The 15,716-nt window shown below is 43.5% G+C and carries 14 protein-coding genes; 5 read left to right on the top strand and 9 right to left on the bottom strand.

Annotated elements, in window-relative coordinates; translation table 11 throughout:
- From apaG to lptD, 5 genes are read right to left on the bottom strand one after another with little or no spacing between them, the layout of a single operon-like run.
- The gene (gene apaG, locus L1286_RS10440) at window positions 1-390 is read right to left on the bottom strand and encodes a Co2+/Mg2+ efflux protein ApaG (RefSeq protein WP_235406907.1); all 390 of its coding nucleotides are present in this window, start codon (window positions 388-390) and stop codon (window positions 1-3) included.
- Window positions 374-1,180, bottom strand: coding sequence for a 16S rRNA (adenine(1518)-N(6)/adenine(1519)-N(6))-dimethyltransferase RsmA (gene rsmA, locus L1286_RS10435; protein WP_235406906.1), 807 nt, complete (start codon window positions 1,178-1,180; stop codon window positions 374-376). The genes apaG and rsmA overlap by 17 nt, the downstream gene beginning before the upstream one ends.
- On the bottom strand, window positions 1,177-2,169 hold the full coding sequence (gene pdxA / locus L1286_RS10430) for a 4-hydroxythreonine-4-phosphate dehydrogenase PdxA (RefSeq protein ID WP_235406904.1): 993 nt from the start codon (window positions 2,167-2,169) through the stop codon (window positions 1,177-1,179). Before pdxA ends, rsmA begins: the two co-directional genes overlap by 4 nt.
- 11 nt (window positions 2,170-2,180) lie before the next feature.
- On the bottom strand, window positions 2,181-3,473 hold the full coding sequence (gene surA, locus L1286_RS10425; protein WP_235406903.1) for a peptidylprolyl isomerase SurA: 1,293 nt from the start codon (window positions 3,471-3,473) through the stop codon (window positions 2,181-2,183).
- A 14-nt stretch (window positions 3,474-3,487) separates the two neighbouring features.
- Entirely contained in the window at window positions 3,488-5,743 is a 2,256-nt protein-coding gene (gene lptD / locus L1286_RS10420) for an LPS assembly protein LptD (RefSeq protein ID WP_235406902.1), read from the bottom strand.
- A 98-nt stretch (window positions 5,744-5,841) separates the two neighbouring features.
- On the opposite strand from lptD, the gene L1286_RS10415 reads away from it, so the two are divergent.
- Genes L1286_RS10415 through djlA form a run of 3 tightly spaced genes read left to right on the top strand, consistent with a single transcriptional unit; the run spans window position 5,842 to window position 8,412 of the window.
- Entirely contained in the window at window positions 5,842-6,876 is a 1,035-nt protein-coding gene (locus tag L1286_RS10415; RefSeq protein ID WP_235406901.1) for an aminoglycoside phosphotransferase family protein, read from the top strand.
- 2 nt (window positions 6,877-6,878) lie between these two features.
- Window positions 6,879-7,556 carry an N-acetylmuramate alpha-1-phosphate uridylyltransferase MurU gene (gene murU, locus L1286_RS10410; RefSeq protein ID WP_235406899.1) on the top strand — a complete coding sequence of 226 codons (678 nt, stop codon included), beginning with the start codon at window positions 6,879-6,881 and terminating at the stop codon, window positions 7,554-7,556.
- On the top strand, window positions 7,546-8,412 hold the full coding sequence (gene djlA, locus L1286_RS10405) for a co-chaperone DjlA (protein WP_235406898.1): 867 nt from the start codon (window positions 7,546-7,548) through the stop codon (window positions 8,410-8,412). The genes murU and djlA overlap by 11 nt, the downstream gene beginning before the upstream one ends.
- 8 nt (window positions 8,413-8,420) lie before the next feature.
- Here the strand turns inward: djlA and L1286_RS10400 are convergent, their stop codons facing one another.
- Window positions 8,421-9,293 carry a DUF3530 family protein gene (locus L1286_RS10400; RefSeq protein ID WP_235406897.1) on the bottom strand — a complete coding sequence of 291 codons (873 nt, stop codon included), beginning with the start codon at window positions 9,291-9,293 and terminating at the stop codon, window positions 8,421-8,423.
- A 121-nt stretch (window positions 9,294-9,414) separates the two neighbouring features.
- On the opposite strand from L1286_RS10400, the gene L1286_RS10395 reads away from it, so the two are divergent.
- Both L1286_RS10395 and nhaD read left to right on the top strand, forming a co-directional pair.
- Window positions 9,415-10,353 (top strand): DUF368 domain-containing protein, encoded by a 939-nt coding sequence (locus L1286_RS10395; RefSeq protein ID WP_235406895.1) that lies wholly within the window; start codon window positions 9,415-9,417, stop codon window positions 10,351-10,353.
- Between the two features lie 342 nt (window positions 10,354-10,695).
- Window positions 10,696-12,093, top strand: a complete 1,398-nt coding sequence (nhaD, locus tag L1286_RS10390) for a sodium:proton antiporter NhaD (protein ID WP_442961711.1) — start codon at window positions 10,696-10,698, stop codon at window positions 12,091-12,093.
- Between the two features lie 16 nt (window positions 12,094-12,109).
- Here nhaD and L1286_RS10385 read toward each other — a convergent pair whose 3' ends face one another.
- The 3 genes from L1286_RS10385 to L1286_RS10375 form a co-directional block, all read right to left on the bottom strand.
- The gene (locus tag L1286_RS10385; protein WP_235406892.1) at window positions 12,110-13,090 is read right to left on the bottom strand and encodes a 6-phosphofructokinase; all 981 of its coding nucleotides are present in this window, start codon (window positions 13,088-13,090) and stop codon (window positions 12,110-12,112) included.
- Window positions 13,091-13,168: 78 nt separating this feature from the next.
- The gene (locus tag L1286_RS10380; protein WP_235407046.1) at window positions 13,169-14,998 is read right to left on the bottom strand and encodes a choice-of-anchor I family protein; all 1,830 of its coding nucleotides are present in this window, start codon (window positions 14,996-14,998) and stop codon (window positions 13,169-13,171) included.
- 168 nt (window positions 14,999-15,166) lie between these two features.
- Window positions 15,167-15,565, bottom strand: coding sequence for an MmcQ/YjbR family DNA-binding protein (locus L1286_RS10375; RefSeq protein WP_235406891.1), 399 nt, complete (start codon window positions 15,563-15,565; stop codon window positions 15,167-15,169).
- Window positions 15,566-15,716 lie beyond the last annotated feature (151 nt).

Genomic DNA, 15,716 nt, shown 5'->3' with positions numbered 1-15,716 from the left:
TTAATGCAAAATATCCGGTCGGTTTAGTCGAAATACTTTGATCGGTGCTTTAAACTCAGACCCAAACTCGTTGCGCATTAAGTAGTAGCCTTCCATCGTACCTACAGGTGTATCGAGTACCGCACCACTTGTGTATTGGTAGCTTTCACCAGGGCGAATCGTCGGTTGCTCTCCAACCACACCATCGCCTTCAACCTCCGTTTCTTTCCCGTTGGCATCTGTTATAAGCCAATAGCGACTCTCTAGCTTGGCACTACATAAACTATGGTTTTTGATAGTTATAGTATAAGCAAATACGTACTTGTCTTTCTCAGGCTGAGACTGAGCTTCTACATAAAATGTTTCTACCGAGACTTTTATCGGAGTACCGATCTCACTGTTTGTTGTCATAAATCCAATTTGCAATTTCAATGAATTGAGAAAGGGAGATATTTTCCGCTCTAAGGGACGGATCAATACCTAATTGTGTAATTTCTTCTACAGTTAGTAAGTTAGAGAGGCTGTTTCTGAGCGTTTTACGTCTTTGGTTAAAGGCCTCTAAGCAAACCGTATTTAGGATTTTGGTGCTTTTTGCGTTGCGACTCGCAGGATCTTTTGGCATTAATCTAACGACGGCAGAATCCACCTTTGGTGCTGGCTTAAAACATGTTGGTGGCACTTCAATCACTGGTATGGCATGGCAGTAATATTGTGTCATCACACTGAGTCGACCATAAGCTTTTGAGCCTGGTCCAGCAACCATACGATTCACGACTTCTTTTTGAAGCATAAAGTGCATATGTTCAACCTGATCTGCAAACTCAAATAGGTGAAATAGCAATGGTGTAGAAACGTTATAGGGGAGGTTACCAAAGATCTTTAATTTAGCTTGCTCATCGACCAAGGTTGAGAAGTCAAACTTCATAGCATCACCTTGGTGCACAGTCAGCTTACTGCCCATGAAGGGGTGTGCAATTAAGCGTTCAGCCAAATCTCTGTCTAACTCAACAACGGTCAATTTACCACTGAGCTCCACTACAGGCTCGGTAATTGCGCCTAAGCCTGGTCCTATCTCTACAAGGTTATCACCTGGTTTTGGATCGATAGCAGTCACTATCTTATCGATAATACTGTCATCATTAAGGAAGTTTTGGCCAAATCTTTTGCGGGCGCGATGCCCTAAATGTACTTTATCTGTCATGAATTCTGTAATTTCTTGCTTGCAAGCTTAATTGCTTCGTGTATTGCTAGTTCAAAGCTACCAACTTCTATGTCACCTGACGCGGCTAAGTCTAGCGCCGTACCATGATCGACAGAAGTTCGAATAAAGGGTAAACCCAGCGTAATATTGACCGAGTTTCCGAATCCTTTATATTTTAACACAGGTAAGCCTTGATCGTGATACATAGCAAGCACCGCATCTGCATTATCTAAATATTTTGCTTGAAACAGCGTGTCAGCCGGCAATGGGCCAATGAAATTTTTACCCTCTTGGTTCAGCATCTCGAGTACTGGCGTGATTGTCTCAATTTCTTCATTACCAAGATGTCCACCTTCTCCTGCGTGGGGGTTTAAGCCACACACTAAAATGCGAGGTTCTGCAACCCCAAATTTTGTTTGCAAGTCGTGATACAGAATGTTCGCAACCTTAGTAAGGCGTTCTTTGGTGATTGCTTTGGAGACATAGGCAAGTGGAATGTGGGTTGTCGCGAGCGCAACTCTCAGTCCTGTTGTGGCAAGCATCATGACGACATCAGGTGTATTTGATTGATGCGCGAAGTACTCTGTATGACCACTGAAAGAAATACCGGCACGATTAATAATGCCTTTATGTACTGGACCTGTGACCACCGCCGCGAATGTACCATCCATATTTTTTTCGGACGCAATACGAAGCGTGTCTAGGACATACTGACCATTTCTTTCATCTAGCTGGCCAGGTGTGACATCACACCCTTTGTCTACTTGTAAATAGTAGAGCTGTTTGGCTTCAGCAGGTTTGACTGGGTGGTCAGCATTAAACGGTAATAGCTCGATAGCTAGCCCAAGCTCTTTTGCTCGCTGTTCTAAGATGGTTTTATCAACCACCGCGACAAGCTGCGCAGGCCAGCTTTGTTGCGCTAATTTCAGAACCAGGTCTGGCCCAATTCCCGCGGGCTCACCTGGTGTAATTGCTATTCTCAAGCACATATGGCGTCTTCTTATTGGCTTTCTATAACTTGAATGTGAGCTTGCTCGCGCATTTCTCTCATCCACTTAAAGCTTTCTTCTTTAAACTTTCTTCTGAATAAAAGCTGATGAGCACGATTAAGCTTTGCTTGTTCTGTTTTATCAGCAACTCGCTTATCTAGCAACTGAACAATGTGCCATCCAAATGTACTACGAAATGGTTCACTGATCTGATCTTTTTCCAACCCCAGAAGTGTATCTCTAAAAGCAGGTACATAGGTTGATGGATCAGTCCAGTCATACTCGCCCCCTTTGAGCGCCGAGCCAGGATCTTCAGAATGTTCTTTTGCTAACTCTGCAAAGTCAGCATTGCCCTCGCGAAGGTCTTTAACGAAACCAGCAAGCATGTCTCTGGCTTTTTCTTCACTGAGAATAATAGATGGCTTTAACAGAATGTGTCGAGAGCGCACTTCGACGGTTTCGACGACTTCACGCCCTCTGACATCTTGTACTTTGATGATGTGGAAACCTGCACCCGAACGCAGTGGACCGACAATTTCGTCTTTTTTCTTACCTTTGATTGCTTCGGCAAACAGCGTTGGCATTTCGTTGATACCCATCCAGCCTAATTGTCCGCCATCTAGTGCGTTAGCACCGCCTGATGACGCAATTGCAATGCGTTTGAACTCTCTACCTTCATTTAAGAACTTGATGACGTTTTCAGCACGTTCTCTCGCTTCTGCGATTTCTTCAGGATTGGCTTTGCTGTCAACTTTAATAAGAATGTGCCCGATATCATACTCTTCACTTTGGCCTGATTGTTGCGCCAAGATCTTATTCAAGTTTTCGACTTCTTGTGGGCTAATGTAAACCCTTCTGTCGACTGCACCACGCTTAACTTGGTTCATGGTGATTTCTTTTCTCAGCTCTTCTCGATAAGCTTGATAGCTCTCACCCGAGGCTTCAATAGAACTTCGCAAGTCAGCGATTGTACCGCCTTGCTCTTTTGCTATGTTAGACAGTGTTTGGTCCAAGTGAGCATCGGAAATTTCAAGTCCCATACGCGTTGCCAGTTGTAAAACTAACACTTGATCAATCAGTCTATCAGTGGCCTGAATACTCAAAACTTTATCAGAAGGTAACTCAGTCCCCTGTTGTTTTGCTTGCTCTTTTACGCGATTGATAATTTGGTCTACTTCACTTTGTAAAACCACACCTTCGTTGACAGTCGCAACAACTTTATCTATTTGTACACGTTCAGCAAGTGCTTGCTGGCACAGTGCAGCGCTCAAAATTGGAATTAGTAACAGCTTTTTGAAATTCATAAGAGTCTTTGTTGTTAATTATTTAAAAAATAAGGTCTTCGGTAACCAAAGATACCTTGTTTTAGCAATTGGCTCGCGTCGTATCTTGACTTGCTTCCCAACCCTTTTAACACAAAATTGATGCTAATGCTTGAGTCAAAAATAGGGTCTTGAAATTGCGTTGTTTTATTTAAGTCAGTTTCTATGGTTCTATTTCCCGTGATCTGGATAGCCCAGCAGCAAGATTCATACTGAACCCCTGCAAACACTTCAACACTGCGTTTTGCAGTCAAATCTCGGTGGTAACTTGCGACCATTTGCCAGTTTTCATCAATGGGTAAGCTGGTAAAAATACCAACCTGATCTATTTCATTACCTGAGACATCGTTTGCATAGTGATGGTTCAACTGTACCAGCTTTTTATTATTACCACGATAATCTAAAGTCATATGCGAGCGGATCAAATCTTTTTCATCGGCATCATATTGCAATCCGCCAGAAAAGTACCAACGAGGGTGCCAATGTATCTTTGTTTCCGCAGCAAATAAAGCATTGTAGTTATTTTCTCGAAACTGCTCGTTGAGTGTGGCTTCTGTTGGCTTTGCTGAATTGCTCAAGTATATGATCTGGCCAACACTGAAACTAAACCTTTCAACATTCTTGTTATCTAATAATCGAGTTGTTGCCCCGAGTGTAAACTGATTTGCCTCTGAAATGTAGTCCACGCTAGAGAATCGTCTTTCTCTGAATAACCCAAAAAAGTCATCCTGCATTTTTACTGTGTCGTATAGACCGATCTTACTTTGGTCTTTATCTCGGGTATAAAGGTACTGAATCTGAGGCTCTAGTGTCTGTGTGCCACCTTCGAGTATGCTGTTCATACTGCGTTCTAGGTTTAACTGGCCATGAAGTCTCACTTGGGGCAGTGTTCTTGAGACTGATTCTTTGAATTCATTTTCGCTGAAATTACCATTTTGCTCATAGTGCGTGTGCAGTAGGGCAAAGCGGGAGTCAAATGACCAAGCATGATCATTCAAATTGTAAGTGACACTTGGTTCAAGGTGAAGTCGAGTCGCATCAGTAATCGTTGCATTACTGTTTCTAAAATGACTCAGTTGGCCTGTGAAGCGCCAATCTAAACCAAGATATTGTTCAGCGGTACGATTTTTAATCGTAATTTCGGGGAGCGTGGAGTAGGACTCTGTATGATTACCCAACACTTCAAAGTCTTGCACTTGGAGATTGATCAGCCAGTCTTCACCTAGATAGCTAAGTTCCCCTTTTCTTGTTAATTGTGTATCCGTTTGATTTGCATAGCTAGAACCCAGATCTGTTAGGTAGTTGTCATCACTGACATTGGTGATGTCGATGCTCGCGCGCCAAAATTCATCAAAGTAACTTTGTTGTTGCCAATGAACTAAATAACGATCATCAAGGCTCGCTTCAGATTTATCGTTACTTAGATATTCAGTTGCTAAAACGCCATAGTGTTGATCGGTCAGGTATCTAAACTCGCCTTGCAATTGCATGCCTTTGTTAGACATGTAACGAGGTGTGAGCAATGCGTCATAATTTTCAGCAAGATTAAAATAATAGGGGGTGACTATCTCCAGTCCATACCGGTTGGAGCTCGATATCGTCGGTGTTAACAATCCTGATTTTCTTTTGTCATCAATCGGAAAGGTAAAATACGGGACGTAAATAATGGGCGTATCGAGTATTTTTAGTACTGTATTATAAGTTTCACCCCAGCCATTCTCCTTGTCTAATACAATTGAGCTGGCTTCAATAGCCCAAAATGGGGAATTACCCGGACACGTTGTGAAACTGGCATTGAACAAGCCAACCTGACTTTGCGACGCATGTAGTTTTTCTGCTTTGCCTCTACCTTGTTGCTGAGTCAGCCGATATTCAGCACCGAGGAGGCTAAATTCGCCATTAGACAGATCTGCATACATACCAGAGCTATTGACGAGGGTATAGCTGTCTTGGAAAAGCAGCGGTCCTGACGCATTGAGCAAGCCTTGTCGTTTGTCGATCAGCGCGCTTTGTGCAGTCATTGACATGGTATCTGTGTTGACGGCAACATTACCAGAGAACTCTGCACTTTCAGTGCCTTGTAGTTCTACTTTATTTGCTTGAATGTCGATGGTATTAGGCACTAAGTCGGGTATAGGTTGCCACCCTTTAGGCTGAATATACTCTTTACAGAGTCCGCCAACAGTGTTCGAATTGGCTATAGCCGTTGTACTAATAAGGGGTAGGACTAGAATGCCCCAATTTTTACTCATTTATCAACCTTGTCTACCTAGCACCACTATTCAAGCCAGACATGATAAATGAAAACCGTGTTAAATACAGTAATTAAGATCAGTAATTGGTGAGAAAAATGACGAGGCCAAATTCAACAGTGACAGAGCAAAGACATCGGGACAGAGTGTATTTTATCGCGCAGTATCTAACCCACAATGCGTACCCAGATACGAATCCCACACTCGAGGCAATAACAGGGGATGCAAGCTTCCGTCTGTACTTTAGAGTTAAATTGGCTTCTACGGCACTTATTTTGATGGATGTCGCGCCAATAAAAGGATCCATAGAGCCTTTTGTTGAGCTTAATAACGACTTTAAAAACAGCGGGTTGAAAGTGCCTCAGATTCATGCATATGACATTGAGCGAGGTTTTGTGTTACTGGAAGATTTGGGGTCTATTCACTTGGCGGATGTTATTGACGCGCAGTTTGATACAACTAAGTACAGTGAGTTACTCAGTTGGATTCCCCAAATTGCCAAAATGGGCCATTCAAAATGGATGAACCCGTATGATAACGATTTTATTAGTCAAGAAACAAACCTATTCAGACAGTGGTTGGTCGAAGCTTGGTTAGGCATTGAAATGCCTGTTGCGCTTGAGGCGCAATGGCAAGATTTAACACAGCGGTTAACCAATCAAATGCGAGCGCAGCCCCAAACGGTTATGCATCGCGATTTTCATAGCCGAAACATCATGTACTGTAGCGGGGAGGGGAGGCTCATTGATTATCAAGATGCGGTTGTTGGTCCAGTGTGTTATGACGCTGTTTCTCTTCTCAAAGACTGTTATATCAAACTACCACAGGCTGCGTTCTTATCGTTGCGAAAGGAGAGCTTTCAACGACTCGAGCAAGCGGGTGTCCTTGATGGCATGACTTACCAACAATACATTTATCATTTTGATCTGACAGGGATGCAAAGGCACTTAAAAGCTGCCGGGATATTCGTGCGGTTAAATTTAAGAGATGGTAAGGCGGGTTATTTGCAGAATATTTTACCAACGCTTGAGTATGTGATTGATGTGTCAAATAGTTACAATGATTTTCAATGGCTTGCAACTTGGTTACAATCCGAGATAATACCCTTGATACAAATCAAACTTCAGAGTTGATAATGAAAGCGATGATTTTAGCGGCTGGTCGAGGTCAGCGTATGATGCCATTAACCGCGGATAGACCAAAGCCTCTTCTTGAGGTCTTAGGAAAACCCCTAATCGTGTACCACCTTGAAAGGTTAAAAGAAGCGGGTATCAATGACGTGGTTATCAACCTTGCATGGCAGGGGCATCTGATTGAGCAGACGTTAGGAAGTGGTGAGCAGTTTGGCATGCACATTGAGTATAGTTATGAACCAGAGGGTGGATTAGAAACTGCGGGAGGTATTGCCAAAGCTCTGCCCGCGTTGTGCCAAAAGGATGATACGTTTGTCGTGATCAATGGGGATATCTTTACTGACTATGACGTACATGCGTTGAGTCAGTTGCAATTATTAGAGGGCGAAGCCCACATAGTTTTAGTTGAGAATCCAGAGCATAATCCGCTAGGAGATTTTGCGCTTGTACATCAGCCTAGCAACCAACAAAAGTACACTTTTTCAGGTATTGGCCTGTATCACAAAAGCTTTTTCGTTGATGTGGCAGCTGGCAAAGTCCCTCTGGGCCCAATGTTGCGCAGCGGCATTGGCGCTCACAAAGTGTCTAGTGAATTATACCTCGGTGTTTGGCATGACATCGGGACGCCTGAGCGATTAACTCAAATCAACCAAAATATGGAGTCCAATCATGTGGGGTAAGTTGTTAGGCGCAGGCTTTGGATTTTTGTTTGGTAAGTGGCTTGGCGCCATATTAGGCTTTTATTTAGGGCACTTATTCGATAAAAGTCTCAAGCAGGATTTTGATAAAGCAGGGGGCTTTCAAGGGTTCTTCAATGGAGATGACTTAAATGAGCGACAAGCGCTGTTTTTCTCTAGTTGTTTTTCAGTTATGGGCCATATCGCCAAGTCTAATGGGCGTGTGAGTGAAATTCATATTCAAGCTGCGTCAGCATTTATGGATGAAATGCGCTTACATGGAGATGAACGAAAAGAGGCACAAAGTGCGTTCAATGCTGGGAAAAGCGCAGAGTTTTCTATCAAAGAATCCGTCAGTGACTTCAAAGAAGCATTTGCTAGACGATACGATTTATTGCAGTTGTTTTTGGAAATCCAAATTCAAATGGCGTTTTCTGATGGGCATCTAGCGGCCCAAGAGCTGGCGCTTTTAAAGTTGGTAAGTAAATACTTAGGTATCGGTGAAAAGCATTTTCGTTTTATTCTTAAACGTTATCAGGCTGAATTTAAATTCAGGCAGCAACGTGCTCAATGGCAATCTCAGCAACAAGCGCATGCTAACCAGCATGGGCGACAATATCAGCAGCACTCGCAGGCTTCTGCACCGTCGCAAGCCGTGTCTGCATCACAAGCGCTTGCTGTGTTGGGATTGGATCAAGGGGCCAGTGACAAAGACATTAAGCGTGCCTACAGAAAGCTCATGGCGCAACATCACCCAGACAAGTTAGTGTCGCAAGGGTTACCGGAACACATGATGGAAATTGCCAAAGCCAAGTCACAAAATATACAAGCTGCTTATGAGGTTTTGAAAAAGAAGTAGCTATTCACTCATAGCTGACGTAGGAAGCCTGATAGTTCTTTTCTTAGCCTCTGATGTTGACGTTCTTGTGTATGTTGCCCAAACAGTTGTCTTTGACGGTAATCGTATTTACTGTTTCGTTTGGCCCACCTGCGCCGGTCTTTAATTGTATGCAGTACGGCTGGATTATCATAAGAATAGTACACATCTAAGAGTGCTGGGCTGACTAAGGATAAGCTGGCTGGCAGATGCTTATTTCTATCAGGGTTGGCGAGCTGTGCACTGACGGTGATAAGTGCGTCGACTCGGATATTTGGCAGAGTAGCAAGATACTCGGTGATCAGTCCTGCGCTATTGCCAAATGCAAGAATCGCGATATGCTCGCTATCGCGAAGCGCCAGTGTTTTATACAAAGCTGAAAATCTTGCAACCAACTCGGCCTTATACTCATTGAGGGCAGAATCACTCACAAGAGCGCGCTTAGTGGGGTTATTCTTCTCAACTTCAACGTCATTGCCAGCAATGGCATCTTTCATTAAATCTGGGCCATAGTTAAAGTCAGGAGACGGAATTACATAGGTATCGTAACCGTCGTCGTTTAAGGCTTCACGTAAATAACTCAACCCATTACCTTGAATGGGGCTCTGATCAACCCCTGGCAGCATCACGATAATACCGCGTTTATAGTTACTCATGTACTCTGAAAAGAGTACGGGGATTTCTCTTTCGTCATCTTTAATCGTGATAAATGAATCGCTGGCAAACCAGTAGTCAAGGTCCGATTGGATAATGTCTGCTTTTGCAATAGGCGCAATATGCTCAACTGCCAATGTTGATGCCGAATTGATGACTAGGGTTAGGCAACATAGAAAATAAGAGACGGGTAATGGCAGGGCTTTCATTGTCATTCACTTTTTATCGACGCGTATACTGTAAAGTATCGACGGCAAGTCAATGAACTTTAGCAATTTAACAAGGTAATTTGATACACTTGAACGTGTTGATAGGATTGGAGGTATATCAGTGTCAAATACGACAAATAGCAAACGTGATTATTTATGGTTGTTTTTTAAAGGCGCAGGTATGGGCGCAGCAGATGTTGTACCAGGTGTTTCTGGTGGCACAATCGCGTTTATAACGGGGATTTATACGCGTCTATTAGCGGCAATTAAAAGTGTTGATTTAGACGCTTTGAAAATGGTGTTTAAAGGGCAATTCAAAGACGCTTGGGCGCATGTCGATGGTAGCTTTTTACTCGCAGTATTTGGCGGCTTGTTCACTAGCGCGTTGTCGTTAGCAAAACTGATAACTTATTTACTTGAGCACCATCAGCAACTGGTCTGGTCCTTTTTCTTTGGCTTGATAATCGCATCGTTTGTATATATTGCCAAAAAAGTAGAGCGTTGGCAGATAAAGCATATTGTGAGTTGTATTTTAGGTGCTGTTATTGCTTATGTAATTACTTCTCTTAGTCCGGCAGAGGCGCAAGCACAACCTTGGTTATATTTTGTGGCTGGCAGTATAGCCGTGTGCGCAATGATCTTACCCGGCATTTCTGGCAGCTTTATTTTATTGTTGTTAGGCATGTATGGTCACGTACTGAGTGCTATCAACAATAAAGAAGTGATGTTAGTCGGCTTGTTCTTACTTGGTTGTATTTGTGGTTTACTGATGTTCTCGAGGTTTTTGTCGTGGTTGTTGAGCCAGTATGAACAAGTGACGTTTGCAGTACTTTCAGGGTTTCTGATTGGTTCTTTAAATATGTTGTGGCCATGGAAACAAGTTGTGTCTACCTATGTGAATTCTAGCGGTGTTGAAAAGCCATTGATGCAAAAGAATATCTCGCCGATGGAATTTACTCAGCTAACAGGCCAAGATCCTCAGCTATTGATCTGTATAACACTGGCTGTGGGTGGCTTGATATTGATCCTCACTTTGGATCGTATGAGCCGACAAGACTAATCTCACCGCTTTTCAAGGGTTAAGTTACCAGTGGCTGGTAACTTAACTTTCGTTTTCCCTCGTGATATGTCCACCCTGAGTTCAATTGATAGCGATGCCTATCACATACTCACACATTCTTCATAAACGCCATTTATCTTAAGTATAGATATGCCTTGTAGTACCAGATATCAGTCTTTTACATGCCATATCGTAAAATAACTGTAAATGTAGACTTGTGTACAATGCCACGGGTGTAAAAAGTGTGTTACCTTTTGGCGAAGATGTGCTCACTTATTTAGGAAAAGCCTTGAAATGAAACATGTAGGGATAATTTGCCTGCTATTTTTCTGCTTGCTGGGAATGAGTTTTTCAGCGTTTGCTTCTACTTCTCAACTCGATTTAACCGCCAATACGCTTGGGTTTATTTGCATTGCCATATTCGTGGTGGCATACACCCTTGTTATGCTTGAAGAAAAACTGCATATGCGAAAATCCAAGCCCGTTTTAGTTGCTGCTGGTCTGATTTGGATACTGATTGGGGCTTACTATGTTGAGCAAGGTATGCCTGAAGCGACCGAGCATGCGTTTCGACATAACCTCCTTGAATTTGCCGAACTGATGTTGTTCTTATTGGTGGCAATGACGTATATCAATGCCTTGGAAGAGCGTCGGCTGTTTGATGCACTACGCACATGGATGGTCCGCAAGGAATTCAGTTATAAGGCATTATTTTGGCTAACGGGTTTTCTTTCATTTTTCATTTCGCCAATAGCAGATAACTTAACGACGGCGTTATTAATGTGTGCGGTAGTAATGAAAGTCGCCGAGGGGGATAAAAAGTTCATTAACTTAAGTTGCATCAATATTGTGGTTGCTGCAAATGCGGGTGGCGCTTTTAGCCCTTTTGGAGACATCACAACATTAATGGTGTGGCAAGCGGGCATGGTAAAGTTCAACGAGTTTTTTGTGTTACTGATTCCTGCCGTAGCCAATTATGTTGTACCAGCAGCCATCATGAGCTTTTTTGTTGCTGATAAAAAGCCCAACTCGAGCTGCGAAGTGGTTGAGCTCAAACGCGGAGCGCTACGCATTTTAACTTTGTTTTTACTAACAGTGGCAACAGCAGTCATGTGCCACAGCTTACTGCATTTACCACCAGTGCTAGGCATGATGATGGGACTTGGGTACCTACAGTTTTTTGGTTATTTCCTACGTGTGACATTACCTGGTTCTTTGGCGCGAAAAATGGCGATGGCGGAACGTGAGGGGGACAAAGAGCGACTCAAGAAATTGGGAAGTGTTGTGCCGTTCGACGTTTTTAGCAAAGTTTCTCGAGCAGAGTGGGATACGCTACTTTTCTTTTACGGGATTGTCATGTGTGTAGGCGGACTTGGGTTTCTTGGCTATCTAAATTTGATGTCTCATGTACTGTACGGCGGTTGGTCTACTACAGGTGCCAATGTGTTCTTAGGTGTGATTTCAGCTGTCATCGATAATATTCCAGTTATGTTTGCGGTGTTATCAATGCAGCCAGATATGTCACATGGCCAATGGTTGTTAATTACCTTGACAGCAGGTGTGGGGGGCAGTTTATTGTCAATAGGATCTGCTGCGGGTGTTGCTCTGATGGGGCAGGCGCGAGGATACTACACATTTTTTGGTCACTTAAAGTGGACGCCGGTCATTGCGCTTGGCTATGCTGCAAGTATTGTTGTCCATTTATGGTTAAACGCAGAGTTGTTTACGATTTACGATTAATTGCAACACCTAATCGCTATGTTAAGAGCTTGTAGACCGAGTGAATCGCTTGGTCTACGGGCTTACTTTGCTCAGTTGCACCGATAATACAACTTCTCTTTATGCGCCCTTGCTCTTTGCCTATCATTACCCCTGACTCTGTAAAGGCAGCCTCAACGGCTTCCATGGCCAGTTCAGTGGCCAGTATCCTGTCTTCGGTGGAGGGGCTACCACCTCTTTGAATGTAGCCCAACACACATACCGCACTGTCAATGTGTGCTTCACGATGAAGCGCTTGCTGCAATCCTTGAGGGCCGCCGGGCCAGAGGTTTTCAGCAAGTACAATGACAAAACTACTATGGTTGTTTTGTTGTTTGGTTTGAATTTGTTCGATCAGTGTTTGCTTCACTTGAGCTAAATCCTGAGCTGGGCAATTTTCAAATGACAATATACTTTCGGCGGCTGTTGCAAGACCTACATTAAAAGCGATATGCCCACTGTGCCTACCCATGACTTCAACAATAAATACGCGCTCAAATGCATTTGCAGTATCTCGAATTTTATCGATAGCTTGTGTTGCGGTGTTCACTGCTGTCGAAAAACCGATTGTACTATCTGTGCAAGCTAGGTCGTTGTCTATTGTGGCTGGTACACCAATTAAACGTCCCGTCCAATGGGGCTGTAGTGCCATCATACCGCGAAAAGAGCCATCTCCACCAATAACAACGAGGGCCTTAATATTATGGCGTTGTAGTGTTTTTACGACGCTTTTTACGCCTTCATCGGTATGCATTTGTGGGCAGCGCGCGCTCTTTAAAATCGTGCCTCCATACTGCATTATTGGCCTGACCATATCCGGGGTGAGCGTCTGGTAATCATCATCGATGAGTCCATTGTATCCGTGATAAAAGCCAATGCACTCGATGCCTTTTTTATGGCAAGACAGCACGATGGCACGAATGGCTGCATTCATGCCGGGTGCATCGCCGCCGCTGGTAATAATTGCGAGACTATCCATGATAAACTTCCAATTTTTCTACCACATGTATTAGCCTTTATCCTAGACAGCGATGCTTAAATGTCAACGCCTTAGGAGTTATTGCTCGGCAATTGACCAAACTGAAATACTACCAGAAATCTCGTTTCCGACGATCAGTAGCGCGGTACCGATAGGACTGTCTTGTGCGCCTATAAATACCATGCCTTCAGGTGCAAGATCACCGCTGATGTCAGCGTCTTTTTGTAAGCCACGATTGATCATGTAGGTATTCATCTTGACATCAAATGGGTTGGTCACGTCATACACTAAAATACCACCCATTCGCTCCAAACCAATAAATGCATAGGTACGATCACCGATATTACCAATAGCAAGCGCTTCAGGTTCAGCACCTTTGGCATCAGAGCGCGTGTCGCCTGAGTTTTCATCTTCATCGTTGTTAAATGCTTCACCGTGAATAGCCGCTGTGATCTTGCCTACGTCATCCCCCGAATCATAGATCCTATGTCCATTATGATCCCAGATTGAGAACGAACGTGCGCCATATGTATAGAGCTCTTCATATTGATTGTCGTTATTTGTATCTCCAAGCTCTGTAGACACCTTTAAACGGCCAATATCTAGGTCATCATTGTTCAGATACGAAAAGGTACTTCCTAACGTGAGATCTTCTGCGCGAGACTCATCAGTATATGCTAAACAGCCATCATCTTTGTCAAACTCGATTCCACCCTCAGCAAGGCAAGAGGTTTCATCCTGAGAGTCAAAGAAGTATTCTCGTCCGTCCCCCTCATTGGCAGAGACAATAAAGTTAGCGCCTTGCCATTGATAGGTCGCAATAGAGTCTGGCTGGTACATACCATATAGTCCAGGGTAAGAGGCAAAGTTAATCATATCGTCTTTATCGGAAGCGTCGAGCGTCCAGTTGCTCCAATCTTTAAACCCAAGCCCTTTTACAGTAAGCGCATTTGTCTCAAGGTCTACGATGGCGAGTGCATTGTTTTCCTGAAGTGAGACATAGGCATAGCGCCCATCTTTACTCACGGATACGTATTCAGGCTCAAGGTCCATTGAGACGCTCGTGTTTATCGTCTTCCCTTTAATTGTTCTACCCGTCGGGTTAGCGAAGATTACACCTTGTGCTTCAAGTGTTGCTTGTTGGTCATCAAAAGCGTTGAAGTTGAGCAGGGTTGCGGAGTCAGCAATTTGGTTATTGATGATATCGATGATCGCGATACTCCCCTCGGGATCAATGCTGTAATCACTTTTAGGCTCCCCTTCATTGGCGACAACCACTTTGCTGCCGTCGGGTGTAAAAGTTACCATATCCGGCAAATCACCGACGGTGACCGACTTTATAAATTGTGGATTATCCTGTGCAATATCAAAAAAGAGGATTTTACCAGCTTGGCCTGTATCCTTTGCTACGGCCACGGCCAATAGGTTATTGTGAATTGATAAGCTGTTTGCGTCTCCTGTCTCAAATTCACTCAGTTGAATCGTTTTACTACTTTCTAAGTTGGTGTTTGTAACGACACCCTCTGGGTTTTTCGCTAGCGCTTCTGTATCCATCTGTGCGAGGCCAATGATTTCAATTGTCGCAGGGGATGCGGAACTATTGAGCGCAAAGATACGTTGACTTTGTGCATGGTATGCCACAATTTCAGCCGCGCCTTCTGGGCTTTGCGCATTTAAAACGGCACGTCCGACTAGTGTGGGTACTAATTGTACAGTTGCGGATTGCCCTGATTCACCAACTTGTCCTTGCGCACCTGTATTGCCTTTTTCGCCCGCCGGTCCTGTTTGACCAACTTGTCCTTGTTCACCTGTTGCACCATCTTTGCCATCTGATCCATCATCTCCCTCCAGTGCACAACCAATGAGTAATGTAGAAAGTGCCAAGGGTAGTATTAGTTTATTCATTATTTGATTTCTCCTAAAAGCAAAAATTGTCGAAAAGGAGTGAATCACAGCGGTTTTACGAAAGCATGACAGTCATAAAAGTTTCAGGAAGAGAAAGGGAGAGGTTTTGAAATAGAGGGGGGCTAAATTGAGCAGTTAAATGGCCCTCGCACAAGGTGCGAGGGAGGCCAATTAATTATCACCTGTGGTGATACGTGCTAACTCTTCACGTTGTGCTGTTGGGAGATTGTCCACAACAATGTTGTAGGAGTCATCAATCAGCTTTCTCAGCTCATCTTCCGGGATGCTACCATCTAGTACGATGGTATTCCAAAGACGTTTGTTCATGTGATACCCAGGAACAATTGACGAATATTTGTCACGAAGTAACAAAGCTTCATCAGGGTCACATTTTAAATTCAACCACCAAATGGGTTCCCCATTCGCATTTGTTTGACCTTCTTTACCTTCATAAAGGGTCGCAAACATCTTATGTTGCACTTTATAAACGTCTACCTCTTGCGCAAACGGTTTAGTAATAAAGGTTCCAGGCTTTGCCTGTAAATATGTATGTACACTCTTCTGATCCATAGCCCGTGTCCTTGAAAAAACTATATTAATTAATACAACATGGGGCTAATTTTAGCAGCTATTGAGAGATTTCTGTAATATGTCAGCTTTTTTGCACATTCTTGATGCGGTGTGCAAGCCTAATAAGTGTATAAAAATTCACTGACCCGGT

It is taken from the genome of Pseudoalteromonas sp. SMS1, assembly GCF_021530565.1.
In the GTDB taxonomy this organism is placed as follows: Bacteria; Pseudomonadota; Gammaproteobacteria; order Enterobacterales; family Alteromonadaceae; genus Pseudoalteromonas.
This window is presented reverse-complemented; position numbering and strand designations above follow the sequence as displayed.